The 20,836-nt window shown below is 58.7% G+C and carries 19 protein-coding genes; 12 read left to right on the top strand and 7 right to left on the bottom strand.

Going from position 1 to position 20,836, the window contains the following annotated elements; genetic code table 11:
• The first annotated feature begins 132 nt into the window (after positions 1–132).
• Complete coding sequence (gene tyrR, locus QMM04_RS03315; RefSeq protein ID WP_021506133.1) at positions 133–1,698, top strand: transcriptional regulator TyrR; 1,566 nt, start codon at positions 133–135, stop codon at positions 1,696–1,698.
• 58 nt (positions 1,699–1,756) lie between these two features.
• On the opposite strand, the gene tpx is transcribed toward tyrR, so the two are convergent.
• The gene (gene tpx, locus QMM04_RS03310) at positions 1,757–2,260 is read right to left on the bottom strand and encodes a thiol peroxidase (RefSeq protein WP_058780606.1); all 504 of its coding nucleotides are present in this window, start codon (positions 2,258–2,260) and stop codon (positions 1,757–1,759) included.
• A 151-nt stretch (positions 2,261–2,411) separates the two neighbouring features.
• Here tpx and ycjG point away from each other — a divergent pair, with 151 nt between their 5' ends.
• Entirely contained in the window at positions 2,412–3,398 is a 987-nt protein-coding gene (ycjG, locus tag QMM04_RS03305; RefSeq protein WP_021506131.1) for an L-Ala-D/L-Glu epimerase, read from the top strand.
• Here ycjG and mpaA read toward each other — a convergent pair.
• Positions 3,367–4,080 carry a murein tripeptide amidase MpaA gene (gene mpaA / locus QMM04_RS03300; RefSeq protein ID WP_141495471.1) on the bottom strand — a complete coding sequence of 238 codons (714 nt, stop codon included), beginning with the start codon at positions 4,078–4,080 and terminating at the stop codon, positions 3,367–3,369. The genes ycjG and mpaA overlap by 32 nt on opposite strands.
• 188 nt (positions 4,081–4,268) lie before the next feature.
• Between mpaA and QMM04_RS03295 the strand changes: the two genes are divergently transcribed.
• The 3 genes from QMM04_RS03295 to QMM04_RS03285 all read left to right on the top strand — a co-directional run bounded on the left by QMM04_RS03295 (position 4,269) and on the right by QMM04_RS03285 (position 7,455).
• Entirely contained in the window at positions 4,269–5,888 is a 1,620-nt protein-coding gene (locus QMM04_RS03295; RefSeq protein WP_282995632.1) for a peptide ABC transporter substrate-binding protein, read from the top strand.
• A 128-nt stretch (positions 5,889–6,016) separates the two neighbouring features.
• Positions 6,017–7,000, top strand: coding sequence for a zinc transporter ZntB (gene zntB / locus QMM04_RS03290; protein ID WP_021506128.1), 984 nt, complete (start codon positions 6,017–6,019; stop codon positions 6,998–7,000).
• 308 nt (positions 7,001–7,308) lie between these two features.
• The gene (locus QMM04_RS03285) at positions 7,309–7,455 is read left to right on the top strand and encodes a hypothetical protein (protein ID WP_021506127.1); all 147 of its coding nucleotides are present in this window, start codon (positions 7,309–7,311) and stop codon (positions 7,453–7,455) included.
• Positions 7,456–7,508: 53 nt separating this feature from the next.
• Here the strand turns inward: QMM04_RS03285 and ttcA are convergent, their stop codons facing one another.
• Entirely contained in the window at positions 7,509–8,444 is a 936-nt protein-coding gene (gene ttcA / locus QMM04_RS03280) for a tRNA 2-thiocytidine(32) synthetase TtcA (RefSeq protein ID WP_021506126.1), read from the bottom strand.
• A gap of 325 nt (positions 8,445–8,769) precedes the next feature.
• Between ttcA and iraP the strand changes: the two genes are divergently transcribed.
• Together iraP and QMM04_RS03270 are read left to right on the top strand one after the other, a co-directional pair.
• The gene (iraP, locus tag QMM04_RS03275) at positions 8,770–9,135 is read left to right on the top strand and encodes an anti-adapter protein IraP (protein ID WP_215785989.1); all 366 of its coding nucleotides are present in this window, start codon (positions 8,770–8,772) and stop codon (positions 9,133–9,135) included.
• A 146-nt stretch (positions 9,136–9,281) separates the two neighbouring features.
• Positions 9,282–9,482 (top strand): DUF2767 family protein, encoded by a 201-nt coding sequence (locus QMM04_RS03270; RefSeq protein ID WP_010618426.1) that lies wholly within the window; start codon positions 9,282–9,284, stop codon positions 9,480–9,482.
• 76 nt (positions 9,483–9,558) lie between these two features.
• On the opposite strand, the gene QMM04_RS03265 is transcribed toward QMM04_RS03270, so the two are convergent.
• Complete coding sequence (locus QMM04_RS03265; RefSeq protein WP_264441287.1) at positions 9,559–10,215, bottom strand: MgtC/SapB family protein; 657 nt, start codon at positions 10,213–10,215, stop codon at positions 9,559–9,561.
• A gap of 188 nt (positions 10,216–10,403) precedes the next feature.
• Here QMM04_RS03265 and QMM04_RS03260 point away from each other — a divergent pair, with 188 nt between their 5' ends.
• Positions 10,404–10,676: a DUF333 domain-containing protein gene (locus tag QMM04_RS03260; RefSeq protein WP_021506124.1), complete on the top strand. Its 273-nt coding sequence runs from the start codon at positions 10,404–10,406 to the stop codon at positions 10,674–10,676.
• A 15-nt stretch (positions 10,677–10,691) separates the two neighbouring features.
• Here QMM04_RS03260 and QMM04_RS03255 read toward each other — a convergent pair whose 3' ends face one another.
• Positions 10,692–11,684: a 2-hydroxyacid dehydrogenase gene (locus QMM04_RS03255; protein ID WP_058758498.1), complete on the bottom strand. Its 993-nt coding sequence runs from the start codon at positions 11,682–11,684 to the stop codon at positions 10,692–10,694.
• 165 nt (positions 11,685–11,849) lie between these two features.
• On the opposite strand from QMM04_RS03255, the gene QMM04_RS03250 reads away from it, so the two are divergent.
• Genes QMM04_RS03250 through QMM04_RS03240 form a run of 3 tightly spaced genes read left to right on the top strand, consistent with a single transcriptional unit; the run spans position 11,850 to position 14,985 of the window.
• Positions 11,850–14,468: a YdbH family protein gene (locus QMM04_RS03250; protein WP_282995631.1), complete on the top strand. Its 2,619-nt coding sequence runs from the start codon at positions 11,850–11,852 to the stop codon at positions 14,466–14,468.
• Complete coding sequence (locus QMM04_RS03245) at positions 14,465–14,653, top strand: YnbE family lipoprotein (RefSeq protein ID WP_010618431.1); 189 nt, start codon at positions 14,465–14,467, stop codon at positions 14,651–14,653. The genes QMM04_RS03250 and QMM04_RS03245 overlap by 4 nt, the downstream gene beginning before the upstream one ends.
• A gap of 11 nt (positions 14,654–14,664) precedes the next feature.
• Complete coding sequence (locus QMM04_RS03240; protein ID WP_132462597.1) at positions 14,665–14,985, top strand: YdbL family protein; 321 nt, start codon at positions 14,665–14,667, stop codon at positions 14,983–14,985.
• A 78-nt stretch (positions 14,986–15,063) separates the two neighbouring features.
• On the opposite strand, the gene azoR is transcribed toward QMM04_RS03240, so the two are convergent.
• Positions 15,064–15,663, bottom strand: a complete 600-nt coding sequence (gene azoR / locus QMM04_RS03235) for an FMN-dependent NADH-azoreductase (protein WP_021506120.1) — start codon at positions 15,661–15,663, stop codon at positions 15,064–15,066.
• A 254-nt stretch (positions 15,664–15,917) separates the two neighbouring features.
• Between azoR and hrpA the strand changes: the two genes are divergently transcribed.
• Complete coding sequence (gene hrpA / locus QMM04_RS03230; RefSeq protein ID WP_282995630.1) at positions 15,918–19,814, top strand: ATP-dependent RNA helicase HrpA; 3,897 nt, start codon at positions 15,918–15,920, stop codon at positions 19,812–19,814.
• Between the two features lies 1 nt (position 19,815).
• On the opposite strand, the gene QMM04_RS03225 is transcribed toward hrpA, so the two are convergent.
• Entirely contained in the window at positions 19,816–20,622 is an 807-nt protein-coding gene (locus QMM04_RS03225) for a serine protease (RefSeq protein ID WP_282995628.1), read from the bottom strand.
• Positions 20,623–20,836 lie beyond the last annotated feature (214 nt).

The following is a 20,836-nucleotide window of genomic DNA, read 5'->3' as shown; positions in this document are numbered from 1 at the left end:
TTGTTGGTTGTTCCGCTACACTTCTCTTCGTCACCTGCCTCAGAGTGTCAACTTTTCATGACAGAACCCTTCTGAGGCGCTGCAAGTTAGCGTATTATCTCTAAAATCAAAACCTGACTAAGGCTCATCGCAATGCGTTTGGAAGTTTTCTGCCAGGACCGTATCGGTCTGGCGCGCGAGCTACTCGACCTGCTGGTTGCCCGTAATATTGACCTGCGCGGCATTGAAATTGCCTCGCTGGGCCGCATCTACCTCAACTTTTCTGCGCTGGAATTTGACGCATTCAGCAACCTGATGGCGGAGATTCGCCGTACACCGGGCGTGACAGACGTTCGCACCGTGTCTTTCATGCCGTCTGAACGTGAACATCGCGCGCTGAGCGCGCTGCTGGTGGCGATGCCCGAGCCGGTGTTCTCCCTCGACCTGAAAGGTAAAGTCGAACTGGCGAATCCGGCGGCGCAGAACCTGTTTAACCTTGACGAACAGAAGATTCGTAACCAGAACGCCGGCACGCTGATTGCCGGCTTTAATTTCCAGCGCTGGCTGGAGAGTGAACGTGTTGACGCGCAGGCGCAGCATGTGGTCATCCAGGGGCGTGATTTCCTCATGGAAGCGCGCCCGATCTATCTGGCGCAGGAAGATGAGCAGAACGACCAGCCGGTAGGCGCGATGATCACCCTGAAATCCACTGCACGCATGGGGCGGCAGTTGCAGAACCTCAGCGTCACCGATGACTCCGAATTTGATCACATCGTGGCGGTAACGCCGAAAATGCGTCAGGTGATCGACCAGGCGCGCAAGCTGGCGATGCACGATGCGCCGCTGCTGATTGTCGGCGACACCGGCACCGGTAAAGATATGCTGGCGCGCGCCTGCCATCTGCGCAGCGCACGCGGTAAAAAACCGTTCCTGGCGCTCAACTGCGGCTCGATCCCGGATGACGTCGCTGAGAGCGAGCTGTTTGGTCACGCGGCGGGCGCGTATCCCAACGCGCTGGAAGGCAAGAAGGGCTTTTTTGAGCAGGCGAACGGCGGCTCGGTGCTGCTGGATGAAATCGGCGAGATGTCGCCGCGCATGCAGACCAAACTGCTGCGCTTCCTGAACGATGGCACCTTCCGCCGCGTCGGCGAGGATCATGAAGTGCATGTGGATGTGCGCGTGATCTGCGCCACGCAAAAGAATCTGATTGAGCTGGTGCAGCGCGGTGAGTTCCGCGAAGACCTGTTCTATCGTCTGAATGTGCTGACGCTGAATCTGCCGCCGCTGCGCGAACGTCCGCTGGATATTCTGCCGCTTACCGAAATGTTTGTGGCGCGCTTCGCCGATGAGCAGGGACTGCCGCGCCCGCGTTTGTCACCGCAGCTGACGCCGTTCCTGACACGCTATAACTGGCCGGGCAACGTGCGCCAGTTGAAAAATGCGCTGTATCGCGCGCTCACGCAGCTGGAAGGTTATGAACTGCGCCCGCAGGATATCGTGCTGCCGGAGCAGGCGCTGGATGTGTCGCTGGGCGAAGAGGCAATGGAAGGGTCGCTGGATGAAATCACCAGCCGTTTTGAGCGTTCAGTGCTGACTCGTCTCTATCTGTCGTATCCCAGCACGCGTAAACTGGCGAAACGTCTTGGGGTGTCACACACCGCGATCGCCAACAAGCTGCGCGAATATGGCCTCGGTCAGAAACGCAGCGAAGGCGAATAATCCGCGTTCTGCATCAACAAGCCGTCTGTGACAGACGGCTTTTTTATCAGCAATAGCCTTACTTCAGCGCGGCCAGTGCCGCTTCATAGTTTGGCTCTTCGGTGATTTCATTCACCAGCTCGCTGTACAGCACCTTGTCGTTCTCATCCAGCACCACCACCGCGCGGGCAGTCAGGCCTTTCAGCGGGCCATCGGCGATCGCGACGCCGTAATTTTCAATAAATTCTGCACCGCGCAGCGTAGACAGCGTCACTACGTTGTTGACGTTCTCGGCGCCGCAGAAGCGCGACTGCGCAAACGGCAGATCGGCAGAGATGCACAGCACCACGGTGTTGTCAGCTTCGCCAGAACGCTCGTTGAATTTGCGCACCGACGCGGCGCACACGCCGGTATCAATGCTTGGGAAAATGTTCAGAACTTTGCGTTTGCCTGCATACTGAGAAAGGGACACATCACTGAGATCTTTCGCTACCAGGTTGAACGGTTTTGCCTGCTCGCCAGCCTGCGGGAAGTGGCCGGCAACCGGCACCGGATTGCCCTGAAAGTGAACATTCTGCGACATACAATTTCCTTTTAACGATGAAAAATCTGGCGTTAACCCCACCAGAACAGGTATAGCGTTTGTTTATGACATAAATTTTAAGGGTTTACGAGCCTAATTCAACGTGGAGCTGCACCAGCACGTTATGACGTCATGGATTTGAGGAGTCAGTATGAGAACAGTGAAAAGTTATCCGGAAGCCTGGCCGCTGCACTCGCCGTTTGTGATTTCGCGCGGCAGCCGCACCGAGGCGCACGTGGTGGTGGTGGAGATTGAGCAGGATGGCCTCAAAGGGATTGGCGAGGCCACGCCCTATGCGCGCTATGGCGAAAGTGAGGCTTCGGTGCTGCAGCAGATTGCTTCACAGCTCGGTGCGTTACAAAACGGCATGACGCGTGCGGCGCTGCAACAGGCGTTGCCGGCCGGTGCCGCGCGCAACGCGATTGATTGCGCGCTGTGGGATCTGGAGCGCCAGCAGCAGCGCACCAGCCTGGCGGCGCTCTGTGAGGCGGTGCCGGCACAGGAGATCGTCACGGCGCATACCGTCAGCATCGATACGCCAGAAGCGATGGCCAGCAGCGCGCTGGCGCTGTGGCAGCACGGCGCGCGCCTGCTGAAAATTAAGCTGGATAACCATCTGATCAGCGAACGGCTGGTGGCGATCCGCAGTGCGGTGCCGGACGCCACGCTGATCGTCGATGCCAATGAATCCTGGCAGGCAGAAGGGCTGGCGGCGCGCTGCCAGCTGCTGGCGGATTTGCAGGTGGCGATGCTGGAGCAGCCGCTGCCTGCCGCGCAGGATGCGGCGCTGGCCCATTTTATCCATCCGCTACCGATCTGTGCGGATGAGAGCTGCCACACGCGCGACAGTCTGGCAGCCCTGCACGGGCGCTACGACATGGTGAATATCAAACTGGATAAAACCGGTGGGCTGACCGAAGCGCTGGCGCTGGCCACGGCCGCGCGCGCGCAGGGATTTGCCATCATGCTGGGCTGTATGTTGTGTACCTCGCGCGCCATTCGTGCCGCGCTACCGTTAACGCCGCAGGCCACGTTTGCTGATCTCGACGGTCCGACGTGGCTGGCGGCCGATGTGGAACCGTCGCTGCACTTCTCGCACGGCGTGCTTAAGACGACGGCTGCCAGCGCAGCAGGTTGATCATCGCATCGAGATACACCTCGGTGGCTTCGTCCACCGAGATGGCGGGCATTTCGGCGGTGATGCAGGGCAGACTGAGATCGGCGCACCAGCTGCCAAACGAGCCCGGCGTGGCGTAGCCGACGCTGCTCACCACCGGCAGACCGGTTTGTTCCGCCAGCCAGCTGGCCAGCGGGCTGTGGTGCGGATCATCAATACAGGCCAGCGGTTCGTGCCAGGAGACGACCCAGCGCGGTCGGATACGATGAATCAGCTGGCACAGTGCGGCGGTTTCCGGCTCTGACGCCGGCGCGTTTCCGGTTGAGAGCAGCACATCGCGCGCGTCGGCCATGCTGTTCCAGCGATAGACAGTATCGCCCGCTTGCCAGTTGGCGGCAGGGAAGTTGCGGTTGAGATCGACACCGTTGACATTGGCGCGCAGCCCGAGCTGGCAGCCGTCCGGATTGACCGCCAGAATCACATGATGACGCCGCAGCGTGTCCGGCAGCGTGCGCATGGCGGCAGAGAGCGTGGCCACCGCCGCGTTTTCATCGCCGTGGGTGCCGGCAATAATCAGTCCGCTGTCCTCGTCGGCCGCTGGTGCCGGAAACCACAGCAGCGGCGCACCCAGCACCGAATGTCCATATTGTTGCCAGACGGCGTCCAGCTTACCGCGCAGCGGGCGCGGGTGGTGTGTCGACATAACCTTCCTCTCTGTCATGCATCGCGTTCAGCCGCAAAAATTGTGAGCTGCAATCCAGCCTCAACATAACGGTAAACAGCAGACGGGGAAATAGCTATTTATCAATCAGCGATTTGCGATAAAGTGCGAAAAGTTGCTGGCGACGCATTGGTTTGGCCGTCGCCCTTTTTTCGGGTCAAGGAGTCGTGATGAAACTAACTTTCCGCACCACGCTGGCCGCGCTCATCATCAGCAGCGCTCTCTCATCCGCCTATGCCGCCAGTGTGCCAGCCGGGGCGCAACTGGCCAGCAGCCAGGAAATCGTCCGCCATATTAAAGATGAACCGGCCTCGCTTGATCCGCTCAAAGCGGTCGGTCTCCCGGAGATTCAGGTGCTGCGCGATCTGTTTGAAGGGCTGACCAGCCAGGACGCGCAGGGCAAAATCGTGCCGGGCGTTGCGCAGAGCTGGAGCAGCAATGACAACAAAACCTGGCTGTTTACGCTGCGCAAAGATGCGCGCTGGTCCAGCGGTGAACCGGTGACCGCACAGGATTTTGTCTATAGCTGGCAACGTTTGGTCGATCCCAAAAATAGCTCGCCTTTCGCCTGGTTTGCCGCGCTGAGCGGCATTGAGAATGCTGAAGCCATCACCAAAGGGCAGATGAGCCCGGACAAGCTGGGCGTGGTGGCGACCGATGAAACGCATCTTAAGGTGACATTGTCACGTCCACTGCCGTGGTTCCCCAGCATGGTGGCTAACGTGGCGATGTTCCCGGTGCCGCAAAAGGTCATCGCGCAAAACGGCGATGGCTGGACTGTGCCGGGTAAGCTGGTGGGCAACGGCGCTTATCAATTGCAGGAGCGCGTAGTTAACGAAAAGATTGTGCTGGTGCGTAACCCGCACTACTGGGATAACGCCCATTCGGTGCTGACGAAAGTGACCTTTATTCCCATCAATGAAGAATCCAGCGCCACCAAGCGTTACCGCGCCGGGGACATCGATATCACGGAATCCTTCCCGAAAAATATGTACGGCCTGCTGAAAAAAGAGTTGCCGGGGCAGGTGTATACGCCGGATCAGCTTGGCACCTACTATTACGCGTTTAATACCCAGAAAGGGCCGACGGCGGATGTGCGGGTGCGTAAGGCGCTGTCATGGAGCATTGACCGCCGCATTATCGCGGAAAAAGTGCTGGGCACCGGCGAGAAACCGGCCTGGCACTTCACACCGGACGTCACCGCCGGCTTTACGCCGCAGCAGAGCTATCTGCAGCAGCACAGCCAGCAGGAACTGAATGCGCAGGCCAAAGCCCTGCTGACCGCCGCCGGTTACGGCCCGGCTAAACCGCTGCACCTGACGCTGCTGTATAACACTTCTGAAAGTCACCAGAAAATTGCGATTGCGGTGGCCTCCATGTGGAAAAAGAATCTCGGCGTTGACGTGACATTGCAGAACCAGGAGTGGAAAACCTATATCGACAGCCGCAACAGCGGTAATTTCGATGTGATTCGCGCTTCCTGGGTAGGCGATTACAATGAACCATCAACCTTCCTCAGCCTGCTGACCGCCAGCCACAGCGGCAATATTTCCCGCTTCAGTAACGCGGAATATGATGCGGTGTTGAGTAAAGCCAGCAATGAAACCAGCGTGGCGGCGCGCAATGCTGATTACAACAAAGCCGAGCAGATCATCGCTGACCAGGCGCCGATTGCACCGATCTACCAGTACACCAACGGGCGGCTGATCAAGCCATGGGTTAAGGGCTATCCTATCACCAATCCGGAAGACGTTGCCTACAGCCGGGAATTGTGGATTGAGAAGCACTGACGCTGAACCGCCACGGAGGGCGGTAAACGGCCCGGTTGCGCTGTCATTTTTACTCACACCCTGGTAATTGCAACTGTCCCGCGCCGCGCTAGACTGTATCGTATTGTTTTTGCTAGTGAGGCGAGTACGTGAACGTCATTGAAGGAAAAGCGCTGCAGGTGTCGGATGCGATTGTCGCCTGCCAGTTCGACGGCAAGGGTGGCGTTATCGCCATTGAAGATAAAGATGTCATCAACTGCGAGCGTCACTGCTGGCTACACCTGAACTATACCCAGCGGCAAAGCGCCGACTGGTTGCAGCACACGCCGCTGATCCCAGATGCGGTGCGGGATGCGCTGGCCGGTGACAGCATGCGACCGCGCGTGACGCGTCTCGGTGACGGCTTTATGATCGTGCTGCGCAGCGTGAATCATAACGCCGATTCGCGCCCGGACCAGCTGGTGGCGATGCGGGTATTTATCAATGACAAGCTGATTGTTTCTACCCGCCGTCGCAAAGTGTATGCCATCGATGAAGTGCTGACCGATCTGCAAAATGGCAACGGCCCGGTGGACGGCGGCAGCTGGCTGGTGGACGTCTGCGATGCGCTCACCGATCACGCCAGCGAATTCATTGAAGAGATGCACGATAAAATTATCGCGCTGGAAGATGCGCTGATGGACCAGCAGGTCCCGGCGCGCGGTGAGCTGGCGCTGCTGCGTAAACAGCTGATCGTGATGCGCCGCTATATGGCGCCGCAGCGTGATGTCTATGCGCGGCTGGCAAGCGAGAAACTGCCGTGGATGAGCGATGACGATCGCCGCCGCATGCAGGATGTCGCGGACCGGCTGGGGCGCGGGCTGGATGATCTCAATGCGGGTGTGGCGCGTACCGGTATTCTGGCGGATGAAGTGGCGTCGCTGCTGGCGGAATCCATGAACCGCCGCACTTACACCATGTCGCTGATGGCGATGATTTTCCTGCCTGCCACGTTTCTCACCGGGCTGTTTGGCGTCAATCTCGGTGGCATTCCCGGTGGCAGCTGGCCGCACGGCTTTACCATGTTCTGCGGGTTGTTACTGGTGATGGTGCTGGGGGTCGCGCTGTGGCTGAAACGCCGCAACTGGCTGTGATGTTACTACGGGGTTATCAGCAGGTCATGAACAGGTAATTGTGGCGGTGCAGGGGAGAAAAGCGGAAAAAACCTGATCGACATCAATAAGCGCATAGCCCAACCGGGGCAAACTCTCTCCCGCAGGTGAATGCAACGTCAAGCGATGGGCGTTGCGCTCCATATTGTCTTACTTCCTTTTTTTGAATTACTGCATAGCACATTTGATTCGTACGACGCCGGCTTATCCGCCGGCTTTTTTTTTGCCGTTTGGCTTGCTGCCGCATCCTTTCCTATGCTTAACAGACATTCAGCGAACAGGAGAACGGCATGCGCATGATTCACGCCAGCGAACCTATCCCGACCGATCCGCCACCGATTCCCGAACCCGTGCCGCAACCGCAGCCCATTCCCGAGCCTGAGCCGCCGCACGATCCTGAATTTCCGCCGATTAGCGATCCTCCACCGCACCGCTAATAAAAAAGGCGCGTTGCCGGAGCGACGCGCCTTCATGCTGCAAAGTCACCGCGTTATTTAATTTCCAGCACGTCGAGGCGAGCGCTCAGGTCCGGCTGATCATCCTCGTCAGCCTGCCAGCCGACCGGCTGCGCTGGCAGCGATTCGCGATCGAAACCAATGTCCCCGCCGTCAACCACCGCATCACCATGCTTAATGCCTTTAAAATCAAACAGATTAATATCAGCCATATGTGATGGCACGATGTTCTGCATGGCGCTGAACATGGTTTCAATGCGGCCCGGATAGCGCTTGTCCCAGTCACGCAGCATATCGGCAACCACCTGGCGCTGCAGGTTCGGCTGTGAACCACACAGGTTGCACGGAATGATAGGGTACTGGCGCGCTTCGGCAAACCGTACGATATCTTTTTCGCGGCAGTAGGCCAGCGGGCGAATCACGATATGTTTACCGTCGTCGCTCATCAGTTTTGGCGGCATGCCTTTCATCTTGCCGCCGTAAAACATGTTGAGGAACAGCGTCTGCAGGATGTCATCGCGGTGGTGACCTAAGGCAATCTTGGTGCAGCCCAGTTCAGTGGCGGTACGGTAAAGAATACCGCGACGCAGGCGCGAACAGAGCGAGCAGGTGGTTTTGCCTTCCGGTATCTTCTCTTTAACGATGGAATAAGTGTCTTCGTTGACGATCTGATACTCCACGCCCAGCGTGTCGAGGTAAGCCGGCAGCACGTGTGCCGGGAATCCCGGCTGTTTCTGGTCAAGATTCACCGCCACCAGCGAAAAATTGACCGGCGCGCTCTGCTGCAGGTTACGCAGAATTTCCAGCATGGTGTAGCTGTCTTTACCGCCGGACAGGCACACCATGATGCGATCGCCTTCCTCAATCATGTTGAAATCCGCAATCGCTTCACCGACGTTACGGCGCAGGCGCTTCTGCAGTTTGTTCAGGTTGTACTGCTCTTTTTTATTAACTTCTTGATGTTCAGACATGAATTTCGGTCTCGGTGATCACTGGTCAGCTGCGGATGTCGCGTTGATGCGGCCCTGCTCAGGCCTGCATTAACTGTGTCCGCGCACGCTGCGGGTCGCTGCGCTGGCCTTTATGGGTGCCGGCTGACCGCAGTCAGCAGGAAAAGTCTGTGGCGTATGGTACGGATTACAGCGCCAAATTCCAGCACGATTTATGGGTTTGCCGGTGATGCGCTCTGTGCGCCGCGCGATCGCGGTCAGAGACCTGTTGCGCTATTCACAATTTTTAGTTTGTCGCGGATTTTGCAAGCGGTACACTGCCTGCTTCCCCAGGGAGGAATAAGCGATGAAAAATGTTGTGTTAAGCATGCTGGCGAAGATTTCACAAATTGATGCCACCACCAAGCAGTTGACCGCGCGCGTTGAGGCTCAGTCGCTGCTGATCGGTGCGCTGGTACTGGCCGTCAGTAAGAAAGGCGGCGTCACTGAAGTTATTGAAAGCGCCAACAAAGCCATCAACATGGTGATTGAGTCAGCCGAGGCTGACGATATGCTTAAGTCGGACGCCGCTATTTTGCTGAGCGAGTTTCAGGATCTGTTGACGATTTCGCGTGCGGTTGACAGCGCCGATGATGTCATCAACCAGCAGGCGCTGGAAGGTATTACCGGTGTGAGCAGCGCCAGCGAGGACGACAAAAAGGATCCGTCCTAATCGCGCAGCGCCGCAGTCGGCTACCATTGCGCACATTTTGCCAGCGGTAACTGCATATTTATTGATCTGGGTAAAGATTTCTTCTCACTGCGCTGACAGGATGGATTCAGCGCTTTTTTTAGTTTTTAAAGGTGAGGAGAGGAACAATGCAAACGTACGACATGGTATTTGAGGAGGCGTGCCGGCTGGTGGGGCAATGCTATCTGGAACTGGCGCAGCGCGGTGCCGCTACCGAAAAAGAGGTGCTGGCCAGCGAGTTGCGTAACCTGCAACTGCGTTATCGGGAATTAACCGGCGCGCCTAACCGCGCCGTTGAAATGGCGATTGGACAACTCAAACCTTGCTAACCCAGCCGCCCGGCCTTCAGCGCCGGGCTTTTATCTTCCCTCCACGGCAGCGATTAACCTGCTAGCGCCAGCGCAGTCAAACCATTTCCAGCGACTGCACGCCTTTGATTTCCATCACTTTGTCATAAATGCTATGCATAGGAAATCTGCGTGACAATGTCACCTCAACGCTCAGCTCGCACAGGCCGCTCTCTTCGTTACGATTGACTACAGCGATGTGGCCATAGCGCAAATTTTCGCGCTGCAGTACCAGCAACACCAGCGGTACGCTTTTGGCTTTGAGATGGACGATGAGGGTGTGATGGCGGCCAATCAGCCAGTGGCTGATACGGCGGAACGTTTCCAGCACCACCAGCGCCAGCACCGTGCCGTAAATACCGATTTCGTACATCCCGCTACCGATCACCAGGCCAATCGCGGCGGTCACCCACAGGCCGGCGGCGGTCGTCAGGCCTTTCACAATCTGCTTTTGTATGATGATGGTGCCGGCGCCAAGGAAGCCCATGCCGCTGACCACCTGCGCCGCAATACGGCTGGGATCCAGCGCCACATGTTCGTTAGTCAGCATATCGGCAAAGCCATATTTTGACACCAGCATGAACATGGCGCTGCCAATACCGACCAGAATGTGAGTGCGCAGGCCGGCTTCTTTAGCGCGCATCTGGCGCTCCAGGCCAATCAGTCCGCCCAGTATTCCGGCTAACGCGATGCGGATGAGCATGTCGGCTAACATCCTTCCTCCTTATTGATTGATGTTGCGTATGAACAGGCAGAGAAAGAGGGAAAACGCTGCAATCAGGATAATTCTGCTTGCCAACGACGATATTAAATTTTGTAAAAAGCTGTGTCGCCTATCGATCGCGCACCGCTGCTGACATATGCTGGTGCGACTTTTCCGCTCACACTCCCGGAGCCCGACCGATGAAAGCCGCAACTTTACTGCTGGCCGGCGCAGCGCTGTTACTCTCTGCCTGCAGCAGCAACAGCGACAATGAACCGCCGCAACAGGCCACCGCCGCGCACGTGCAGCCGCACGTCGTGATGTCGTCCATGGCAGAAGCCAACTGCAACAGCGCAGGTGGCACGCTGGCGTTCTCGCGTCAGTTAGACGGTTCACGCATCGGGATGTGTCAGCTGGCAAATGGTCGTCGCTGCGACGAACAGGCGCTGATTGGCGGTGCCTGCGCCCGCTAACGCAGGCGCAGAACGTTACGCCTTCACCTGATTTGCACAGGTTTCCCCGCGCGCCAGCTGCTGTAAATTGCTGAGCGTGGTTTCTGAAATCGCCGTCAGCGCTTCGGCGGTGAGAAAGGCCTGATGGCCGGTAAATAACACGTTGTGACAGGCCGACAGGCGGCGGAACACGTCGTCCTGAATCACGTCATTCGACTTGTCTTCAAAAAACAGGTCGCGTTCGTTCTCATACACGTCCATGCCGAGCGAGCCGATTTTCTGCTGTTTCAGCGCCTCAATCGCCGCCTGTGAATCAATCAGCCCACCGCGGCTGGTATTGATAATCATCACCCCATCTTTCATCTGGCTAAACGCCTGCGCATTGAGCAGATGGTGGTTTTCCGGCGTCAGCGGACAGTGCAGGGTGATGACATCGGACTCCGCCAGCAGCGTTTTCAAATCAACATACTCCGCCCCGAGCGCCAGCGCGGCGTCACTGGGATACGGATCGTACGCCAGCAGACGCATGCCAAAACCTTTCAGGATGCGCATCGTCGCCACACCAATCTTGCCGGTGCCGACCACGCCAGCGGTTTTGTTATGCATGTTGAAACCTGTCAGGCCGTCCAGCGAGAAGTTGGCATCGCGCGTGCGCTGGTAAGCGCGGTGAATGCGGCGGTTGAGCGTCATCATCAGACCTACCGCGTGTTCCGCTACCGCTTCCGGCGAGTAGGCGGGCACGCGCACCACCTGCAGCCCCAGCGCGGCTGCGGCGTCGAGGTCGACGTTGTTGAAACCAGCACAGCGCAGCGCGATATATTTCACGCCCAGCGCCGCCAGCTCCGCCAGCACCGCTTTGCTCCCGTCATCGTTAACGAAGATACAGACCGCATCACAGCCAGCGGCGTTTTTCGCCGTGGTTTCGCTCAGCAGGAAGTCAAAAAACTGCAGCTCAAATCCGTAGCCTTCGTTAACGTGCTCGAGGTATTTCTGGTCGTAATGCTTGGTGCTGTAAACCGCAACTTTCATTGTTTCGCTCCTGAAAAATGTTACGTCGGTATCACATCAGGATAACGTTTTCCGCGTCATTTTGCTGTTCTTCAGCCAGACTAAAGCGGTAACGCCTTCATTTGCCGGGCGTAACATGCCATCATCTCTGTCAGGATTGGGTAAAGAACAGGAACGTTAACAGCCATGACGCGGGGCCTCCGTCGACTACTTGCTGCGCTACTGGCGCTGATACTGCTGCTGCTGGGATTGCTGCTGACGCTGACGCACTGGCTGCCGCGGCTGGCAGGTATCTGGCTGCCGGAAAATACCCGCGTCGAGCTACACGGCGCGCCGCACTGGCAGCAGGGCCGGCTGGTGTTTCCTGATGTGCGCTATCTGGCCGGTGACTGCCTGCTGGCGCAGGTCGCCGACGTGGCGCTTGGCCGGACGCAACAGCGCTGGCAGCTTGATGCGCGCGAGGTGGCGCTCAACAGCGATTGTCTGCAGGCGCTGCCGCACAGTGCCACGCGCGATGCGCCGCGCAGCCTCGCAGAGTGGCAGCAGATGCTGCCCGGCGCGGATATCCATCTGCAACAGCTCAGTATTTTGCCATGGCAGCAATATGCGGGCCGCTTCGATCTGACCTTAGACAAGGACCTTCAGCAGCTGCGTTATCAGGGCGACAACCTGCGCGTCGCCGCGCGCCTGCAGGGGCAGCAGCTGCACATTGATCAGCTGCAGCTCAGCCATCCCATACTGCCGCAACCGGTCGAACTGCATGGCAATCTGACGCTGCCAATGTTTGCCGATGGCCTGCCGGTGGCGGGTGAGCTCAGCGGTGCGCTTAACCTGACGCTGTGGGCGCAGCCGCTGGCGCTGACGCTTAACTGGCAGCAGCAGCAGGGCGAACTGGTGGTGCGCCAGCAACAGGAACCACAGCCGTTGTTACAGCTGCCGTGGCAGGTCGATGCGCAGCAAATCCGCATCACTGCCGGTCACTGGCGCTGGCCATTCGGGTCGCAGCCGCTGTCGGGCGGCGTGGCGCTAACGCTGGATGACTGGCAGCAGGGGCTGGAACAGACGCAGATCCGCGGCCGCTTCAATTTACTGACCGCCGGACGCGGCGGGAAAGGCAACCTGGTACTGAGCGTTGGGCCGGGCAAGCTGAGCCTGACTGACAGCGCACTGCCGTTCCAGTTAACCGGCGAAAGCAAGTTTGCCGACCTGCAGCTGTACGGCACCATTCCCGGACAATTACATGGCATGCTCAGCGATCCGCAGCTCAGCCTGCAGCCGGGCGCACTGCTGCGCCTGCGCGGACGCTTACTCTCGACGCTGGAAGTGGATGAAGCGCGCTGGCCGCTGGCCGGCGTCAGCGTGGCCTCGCGCGGCATCAACGGCCGGTTACAGGCGATTCTCAACGCGCACGACCCCAGTTTCGGCCGCTTCAGGCTGCATCTCGACGGCCGCGCCAGCGACTTCTGGCCAGACAGCGGACGCTGGAACTGGCGTTACTGGGGCGAAGGCGTGATGGCGCCGCTTAGCGCCAAATGGGATGTGAAGGGCACCGGCAGCTGGCACGACACCCTGATCAGCCTCGATACGCTGAACACCGGGTTTGATCAGCTGGCGTACGGCATGGTGCAGGTGGATAAGCCGCGCCTGACGCTGACCGCGCCGGTGCGCTGGCAGCGCGATGTGGCACAGCCAGCGTTTAACGGCGGGTTTGCGCTGCGTTCCGGCCAGACCCGCTTCAGCTACGGTGGCTGGCTGCCGCCGTCCGAACTGCGTTTCGATGCCAAAGGCCGCGATCCAGGGCATTTTCTGTGGCGCGGTCAGCTCACCGCGGAAGACATCGGACCGCTGCGCGTGCATGGCCGCTGGGACGGCGAGCGGCTGCGCGGCGAAGCCTGGTGGCCGGCACAGTCGCTCAGCGTATTTCAGCCGCTGCTGAGCAGCGATCTGAAGATGCGTATCCAGTCTGGCGAGCTGCGCGCGCAGATGGCCTTTTCCGCCGCCAGCGGCCAGGGGTTTGAGGCGGGCGGTTTCTGGGCGGTGAAACAGGGCAGCGTATGGATGCCGGACAGCGAAATCAACGGCATCGATTTTACCCTGCCGTTCCGCCTGAAAGATCATCAGTGGCAGCTGGGGCGCCGCGGGCCGGTGTCGCTGCGCATCGCCGAAGTGAAAAACCAGTTTGCGCTGCAGAACATTACCGCGGATCTGCAGGGCCACTATCCGTGGCAGGAGCGCCAGCCGCTGACGCTCAGCAACGTCAATCTCGATCTGCTCGGCGGGCACGTCAGCATGCCAGCATTGCGTTTACCGCAGCATCAGCCGGCGCGGATTTCGCTGCGTGACATTGATCTCAGCCGGCTGGTGACGGCGCTCAAGCCGAAGCAGTTTGCCATGTCCGGTAAAGTGAATGGCGAATTGCCGTTGTGGGTGAACAATCCGCACTGGCTGATCGAAAAGGGCTGGATCGCCAACAGCGGCCCGCTGACGTTCCGCATGGACAAAGACATGGCGGATGCGATTGTCAGCAATAACGTGGCCGCCGGGGCGGCGATGGACTGGCTGCGCTACATGGAGATTGCCCGTTCGTGGGCGACGCTGGATCTGGATAACTTCGGTAACCTGATTCTGCAAAGCGAGGTGAAAGGCACCAGCCAGTTCAGTAACCGCCGCCAGTCCGTCAATCTTAATTACCGTCATCAGGAAAACCTGTTCCAGCTGTGGCGCAGCCTGCGCTTTGGCGATAATTTGCAATCCTGGGTGGAGCAAAACGCCACCCTGCCATCCAACAAGGACCCGAAACCATGAGCCTGAGGGCATTACTGGTGCTGACAGCGGGACTGCCGCTGCTGGGCTGTGTGCCGCGCATCGAAGTCGCCGCACCCAAAGAGCCAATCACCATCAACATGAACGTAAAAATCGAACATGAAATCCACATCAAGGTGGATAAAGACGTCGAAGCGCTGCTGAAGAATCAGAGCGGACTGTTTTGAGGAGAGGCCCGATGAAACGCAAGGGGATAGCGCTGTTGCTGGCGCTTTTGCTGGTGCCGTCGGCCTGGGCGCTGACGCTGGATCAGGCGCGCCAGCAGGGGCGCGTGGGCGAAACGCTGAGCGGTTACATCGCCGCTCGTCAGCAGGATGACGAGACGCTGGCGCTGGTTAAGCGCATCAATGACGGCCGCAGCCAGCAGTATCAGCGCGTGGCACAGCAGAACAATCTCACCACCGCCGAAGTGGCGCGCATCGCCGGCGAGAAGCTGGTTAACCGTGCCGGCAGCGGCGAATATGTGCGCGGGATAAATGGTCAGTGGGTGCAGAAATAGCTGCTTCCACGATTGCGCAGGCATAAAAAAGCCGGGCACTCAGGCCCGGCAAGACAGATAGCATTGTTTTAATGATGATTACGCAGCAACAATCTGTTTGATGGCGTCTTTGGCATCGCTGGCGGCTTTGGTTGCCACTTCCGGACCGTAGGCAATGCCTTCGGCGAACACGAAGTCAACGTCGGTGATGCCGATGAAGCCGAGGAACAGTTTCACGTACGGGGTCAGCAGATCAGTCGGGGTGTCTTTGTGAATGCCGCCACGGCTGGAGAGGATCACCGCACGTTTGCCTTTCACCAGACCTTCCGGGCCTGCTTCGGTGTAGCGGAAGGTGACGCCGGCACGGGCAATCAGGTCAAAGTAGTTTTTCAGCTGAGTAGGAATGTTGAAGTTGTACATCGGAGCGGCGATAACCACGGTATCGTGCGCCTGCAGTTCAGCAATCAGTTCATCGGACAGGGCCAGCGCGTCCTGCTGACGTGGCGACAGCGGCGCGTCTGAAGGACGCAGGGCGCCAACCAGTTCACCGTCAAGTACCGGAATCGGCTGGGCAGCCAGATCGCGTACCGTGACCTCATCGCCTTTGGCGCGGGCTTCATCAGCGTAGAAGTCTGCCAGCTGGTTAGACTGTGAGTAACCGGCAAGGATGCTTGATTTCAGAACTAAAACTTTGCTCATGGTATTTTCCTGTACGTTACGCGGTTGGCTTACCGCTCAATGCGTTACACTCTACGGAGTTCGTCCGGCAGGTAAAAGCGCAATATTTCGAGGCCTATGTTCGAAATTATTGAATAAGGTGGCACGTCCGGTCAGGTGAGATGTTCCAATCTGTGCTAAGATGGCGGGCATTAATCGATTGAATCCGCCGGAAAATTCTGCCCGGCGCCGAGCCGCAAGTGCCGGCTCACTGCAACAACAGGTAATTCATCACTATGTCATCATCCGTTACGTCACCTCTGGCCCCACTCTGGTCGCGGCTCGATAACCTGATGCTGCGCGACCGCAAAGCGCTGCAGCGTCGTCTGCACGGTGCGGCAAAGGTGAAAAATCCCGCTGCGCAGCAGGAAATTATGGCTGAGCTGGAGCCGGTGTTTGCCGCGGCAGAACAGCGCGTGGCGCAGCGCGCCGCCGCGACGCCGCGCATTACGTTTCCGGACAATCTGCCGGTCAGCCAGAAGCAGCAGGACATCGCCGACGCCATTCGCGATCATCAGGTGGTGATTGTCGCTGGTGAGACCGGCTCAGGTAAAACCACCCAGCTGCCGAAGATTTGTCTGGCGCTCGGGCGCGGTGTGAAAGGGCTGATTGGGCATACGCAGCCGCGTCGCCTGGCGGCACGCACCGTGGCGAACCGCATTGCCGAAGAGCTGGAAACCACGCCCGGCGGCACCGTCGGTTACAAGGTGCGGTTTAACGATCAGGTCAGCGAAACCACTCAGGTCAAACTGATGACCGACGGTATTCTGTTGGCGGAAATTCAGCAGGATCGTCTGCTGCTGCAGTATGACACCATCATCATCGATGAAGCGCACGAACGCAGTCTGAACATCGATTTCCTGCTGGGTTACCTGCGCGAACTGCTGCCGCGTCGTCCCGATCTGAAAGTGATCATCACCTCCGCGACCATCGATCCGCAGCGCTTTTCGCGCCACTTCAATAATGCCCCGGTAATCGAGGTTTCGGGCCGCACGTATCCGGTCGATGTACGCTATCGTCCGGTGGTAGAAGATGCCGAAGACACCGAACGCGATCAGCTGCAGGCAATTTTCGATGCGGTTGACGAACTGAGCAGCGAAGGGCGCGGCGATATCCTGATCTTCATGAGCGGCGAGCGCGAAATTCGCGATACCGCCGATGCGCTGATGAAGCGCGATTTACCGCACACCGAGATTCTGCCGCTCTATGCGCGCCTGTCCAACGCCGAACAGAACCGGGTGTTCCAGGCGCACAGCGGCCGCCGCATTGTGCTGGCGACCAACGTCGCCGAGACCTCGCTCACCGTGCCGGGCATTAAATATGTCATCGATCCGGGCACCGCGCGCATCAGCCGTTACAGCTACCGCACCAAAGTGCAGCGTCTGCCGATCGAGCCGATCTCGCAGGCGTCGGCTAACCAGCGCAAAGGGCGCTGCGGCCGCGTGTCGGAAGGGATCTGTATCCGCCTTTATTCAGAGGATGATTTCCTCAGCCGCCCGGCGTTTACTGACCCGGAAATTCTGCGTACCAACCTGGCGTCGGTAATTTTGCAGATGACGGCGCTTGGACTGGGCGACATCGCCGCATTCCCGTTCGTCGAAGCGCCGGATAAGCGCAATATTCAGGACGGCGTGCGCCTGCTGGAGGAGCTCGGCGCGATCACCCTGAGCGAGGAAGGTGCGTACAAACTGACGCCGTCCGGGCGCAGCCTGGCGCAGCTGCCGGTCGATCCGCGGCTGGCGCGCATGGTGCTGGAAGCGCAGAAATTTGGCTGCGTGCGCGAAGTGATGATTATTGCCGCTGCGCTGTCGATTCAGGATCCGCGCGAGCGTCCGGTGGAGAAACAGCAGGCATCTGACGAGAAACACCGGCGTTTTGCCGACAAAGAGTCAGACTTTCTCGCTTTCGTTAATCTGTGGAACTACCTGCAGGAACAGCAGAAAGCGCTGTCCGGCAATCAGTTCCGCCGCCAGTGTAAAAGCGATTATCTCAATTACCTGCGCGTGCGCGAATGGCAGGACATCTACACCCAGCTGCGTCAGGTGGTGCGGGAACTGGGCATGCCGCTCAACAGCGAGCCGGCACCGTACCGTGAAGTACACTGCGCGCTGCTCACCGGTTTACTGTCACACATCGGTCAGAAAGATGCGGAAAAGCAGGAGTTTACCGGCGCACGCAACGCGCGGTTTGCTATTTTCCCCGGTTCCGGCCTGTTTAAGAAGCCGCCAAAATGGACCGTGGTGGCGGAACTGGTGGAAACCAGCCGCCTGTGGGGCCGCGTTGCGGCGCGCATCGATCCGGAGTGGATCGAACCGCTGGCCCAGCATCTGCTGAAGCGTAGCTACAGTGAACCGCACTGGGAGAAAGCGCAGGGCGCAGTCATGGCCACCGAGAAAGTTACGCTGTACGGGCTGCCGATTGTGCAGGCGCGTAAGGTCAATTACAGCCGCATCGATCCGCAGCTCAGCCGGGAGTTGTTTATTCGCCATGCGCTGGTGGAGGGCGACTGGCAGACGCGTCACGCCTTTTTCCGCAACAACCTGAAACTGCGCAGTGAAATCGAGGATCTGGAGCACAAATCGCGGCGGCGCGACATTTTAGTCGATGACGAGACGCTGTTTGCGTTTTACGATCGCCGCATTGGCAGCGAGGTGGTCTCAGCGCGGCACTTTGACAGCTGGTGGAAACAGGCCAGTAAGGACAATCCGGATCTGCTGAGCTTTGATAAGCAGATGCTGATCAAAGACGGCGCGGAGAAGGTCAGCCAGCTGGATTACCCGAACTTCTGGTATCAGGGCAACCTGAAACTGAAGCTCAGCTACCAGTTCGAACCGGGGGCCGATGCGGATGGTGTGACGGTGCACATCCCGCTGCCGCTGCTCAACCAGGTCGACGAAGCCGGCTTCGAGTGGCAGATCCCCGGCGTGCGCCGCGAGCTGATCATCGCGCTAATTAAGTCGCTGCCCAAGCCGGTGCGGCGCAACTTTGTGCCGGCGCCCAACTATGCCGAAGCCTTCCTTGGCCGCGTGACGGCGCTGGAGCAGCCGCTGCTGGATGCGCTGGAGCGTGAGTTCCGCCGCATGTCTGGCGTCACCATTGAGCGCGACGCCTGGCAGTGGGATCAGGTGCCCGATCACCTGAAAATGACCTTCCGCGTGGTGGATGAGCACAACCGGAAGCTGCAGGAAGGCAAAGACCTGCATCAGCTGAAGCAGGTGCTGAAAGGCAAGGTGCAGGAGACGCTGTCCAACGTGGCGGATGACGGGCTGGAACAGCGCGGGCTGCATTTGTGGAGCTTCGGCGATCTGCCGCAAAGCTACGAGCAGAAGCGCGGCAATTATCAGGTCAAAGCCTGGCCGGCGCTGGTGGATGAAAAAGACAGCGTCGCGATTCGCCTGTTTGACAGTGAACGCGAGCAGCAGAAGATGATGTGGCGCGGCCAGCGGCGGTTATTGCTGCTGAACATCCCTTCGCCGATCAAGTATCTGCACGAGAAGCTGCCAAACAAAGCCAAGCTCGGGCTCTATTTTAATCCGTACGGCAAAGTGCTGGAGCTGATAGATGACTGTATCGCCTGCAGCGTGGATAAGCTGATGGCGGACGCCGGTGGGCCGGCGTGGCAGCAGGAAAACTTCGAGCAGCTGCGCGATAAAGTACGCGCTGAACTCAACGACACGGTGGTGACCATCGCCAGCCAGGTCGAGCAGATTCTCACCAGCGTGTTCAACATCAACAAGTTCCTCAAGGGGCGGGTGGACATGACGCTGGCACTGGCGCTGGCGGATATCAAAACGCAGCTGAGCGACCTGGTGTATCGCGGTTTTGTCACCGGCAACGGCTATCAGCGGCTGGGTGACACCCTGCGCTATCTGAACGGTATTGAGCGCCGGCTGGAGAAGCTGCCGGTTGATCCGCACAGCGATCGGGCGCGGATGCTGAAAGTGCAGGCGGTGGAGCAGGCGTGGCAAAGCTGGCGCAACAAGCTGCCGCCGCAGCGTCAGGACGATGAAGAGGTTCAGGCGATCCGCTGGATGCTGGAAGAGCTGCGCATCAGTTATTTTGCGCAGCAGCTGGGCACGCCGTATCCCATCTCCGACAAACGTATCCTGCAGGCGATGGAGCAGCTGGGCTGACTTATTGCGCCAGCGCTTCCAGCTTATCTTTAAAGGATGTGACGGCGATGGCGCGGTTATCGGCGCGATAACGATCGGCCGGTGCCGGCGCCGAGCTCTGTACCGCAATCAGCTGCCACTCGCCGTCACGCTTCAGCAGCAGCGGTGAACCGCTGTCGCCGGGCAGGGTGTCGCACTGGTGCGACAGCACGGCACGCTGCGCCCAGCCGGTGATCAGGCAATCGCTGTGCGAGTAGAGCGTATCCAGATGGTCAGCGGGATAACCGGCCTGTGTCACTTTGCGGTCGGTGGTTTTCAGCGCGGCGGTTAAATCGCTGCGCGAACCGTCAAACAGCGGAATCGGCACGATACCGGACGGCGGATTGTGCAGAATCACCAGGCCGTAATCGTAAGGTGCCGCGTCTGGCGGCACGATCCAGCCTTCACCATCCGCCTGCAGACGCCGCGCCAGCGAAGACTCCACGCGCGCGTCAATATCATGAATTTCGTAACGCCAGCCTTTGGCACCCGCCATAAAGCGCAGCGCGACCGGCTTGTCGAATTTGCCCGGGGGCGTCAGTAAGCAGTGTCCGGCCGTCAGCGCCAGATGGGCCGAAATCAACGTGGCACTGCACAAATTGCCGCTTTCCGTCTCTAACTGACCAATGGCATCCCACGGCGCCGCACTGACGTCGGTAATGGCTTTACGATGATCTTTGCCGAAGAACAGGGTCTTAATCTCTTCCGGGCTGGGGCCGTCTTCATCATCGGCATGGGCTGTGAGGTTAAAGCTAAAAAGACCTACAAATAACAGGATAGCCAGGCGCATAGTTCTCTCAATGGCGAGAATAAATAGAGGTTATGGTCATCACGCTTGAGCGATAACTATAGTCGGTTAGCGGTAAAAAAGGGAGAAATATTGTAGTAATCAGCACGCTACAACGACTAGATAAAAAAGCTGGCCGCAATAATGCCGCACAGAATCATGACAATCAGGATAATTTCGAAGCGATAGCGACGCACCATTTTTCGCTACTCCAGTA

This window comes from Pantoea sp. Pa-EAmG, assembly GCF_030024295.1.
GTDB classification, from domain to species: Bacteria; Pseudomonadota; Gammaproteobacteria; order Enterobacterales; family Enterobacteriaceae; genus Pantoea; species Pantoea dispersa.
The sequence above is the reverse complement of the archived record's forward strand: the minus strand, read 5'-3'. Positions and strand labels throughout refer to the sequence as shown.

What these genes read in the sequence shown, in the direction of transcription:
- tyrR (WP_021506133.1), top strand. Translation starts at nt 133, where the DNA reads ATGCGTTTGGAAGTTTTCTGCCAGGACCGTATCGGTCTGGCGCGCGAG.
- tpx (WP_058780606.1), bottom strand. Translation starts at nt 2,260, where the DNA reads ATGTCGCAGAATGTTCACTTTCAGGGCAATCCGGTGCCGGTTGCCGGC.
- ycjG (WP_021506131.1), top strand. Translation starts at nt 2,412, where the DNA reads ATGAGAACAGTGAAAAGTTATCCGGAAGCCTGGCCGCTGCACTCGCCG.
- mpaA (WP_141495471.1), bottom strand. Translation starts at nt 4,080, where the DNA reads ATGTCGACACACCACCCGCGCCCGCTGCGCGGTAAGCTGGACGCCGTC.
- QMM04_RS03295 (WP_282995632.1), top strand. Translation starts at nt 4,269, where the DNA reads ATGAAACTAACTTTCCGCACCACGCTGGCCGCGCTCATCATCAGCAGC.
- QMM04_RS03285 (WP_021506127.1), top strand. Translation starts at nt 7,309, where the DNA reads ATGCGCATGATTCACGCCAGCGAACCTATCCCGACCGATCCGCCACCG.
- ttcA (WP_021506126.1), bottom strand. Translation starts at nt 8,444, where the DNA reads ATGTCTGAACATCAAGAAGTTAATAAAAAAGAGCAGTACAACCTGAAC.
- iraP (WP_215785989.1), top strand. Translation starts at nt 8,770, where the DNA reads ATGAAAAATGTTGTGTTAAGCATGCTGGCGAAGATTTCACAAATTGAT.
- QMM04_RS03270 (WP_010618426.1), top strand. Translation starts at nt 9,282, where the DNA reads ATGCAAACGTACGACATGGTATTTGAGGAGGCGTGCCGGCTGGTGGGG.
- QMM04_RS03265 (WP_264441287.1), bottom strand. Translation starts at nt 10,215, where the DNA reads ATGTTAGCCGACATGCTCATCCGCATCGCGTTAGCCGGAATACTGGGC.
- QMM04_RS03260 (WP_021506124.1), top strand. Translation starts at nt 10,404, where the DNA reads ATGAAAGCCGCAACTTTACTGCTGGCCGGCGCAGCGCTGTTACTCTCT.
- QMM04_RS03255 (WP_058758498.1), bottom strand. Translation starts at nt 11,684, where the DNA reads ATGAAAGTTGCGGTTTACAGCACCAAGCATTACGACCAGAAATACCTC.
- QMM04_RS03250 (WP_282995631.1), top strand. Translation starts at nt 11,850, where the DNA reads ATGACGCGGGGCCTCCGTCGACTACTTGCTGCGCTACTGGCGCTGATA.
- QMM04_RS03245 (WP_010618431.1), top strand. Translation starts at nt 14,465, where the DNA reads ATGAGCCTGAGGGCATTACTGGTGCTGACAGCGGGACTGCCGCTGCTG.
- QMM04_RS03240 (WP_132462597.1), top strand. Translation starts at nt 14,665, where the DNA reads ATGAAACGCAAGGGGATAGCGCTGTTGCTGGCGCTTTTGCTGGTGCCG.
- azoR (WP_021506120.1), bottom strand. Translation starts at nt 15,663, where the DNA reads ATGAGCAAAGTTTTAGTTCTGAAATCAAGCATCCTTGCCGGTTACTCA.
- hrpA (WP_282995630.1), top strand. Translation starts at nt 15,918, where the DNA reads ATGTCATCATCCGTTACGTCACCTCTGGCCCCACTCTGGTCGCGGCTC.
- QMM04_RS03225 (WP_282995628.1), bottom strand. Translation starts at nt 20,622, where the DNA reads ATGCGCCTGGCTATCCTGTTATTTGTAGGTCTTTTTAGCTTTAACCTC.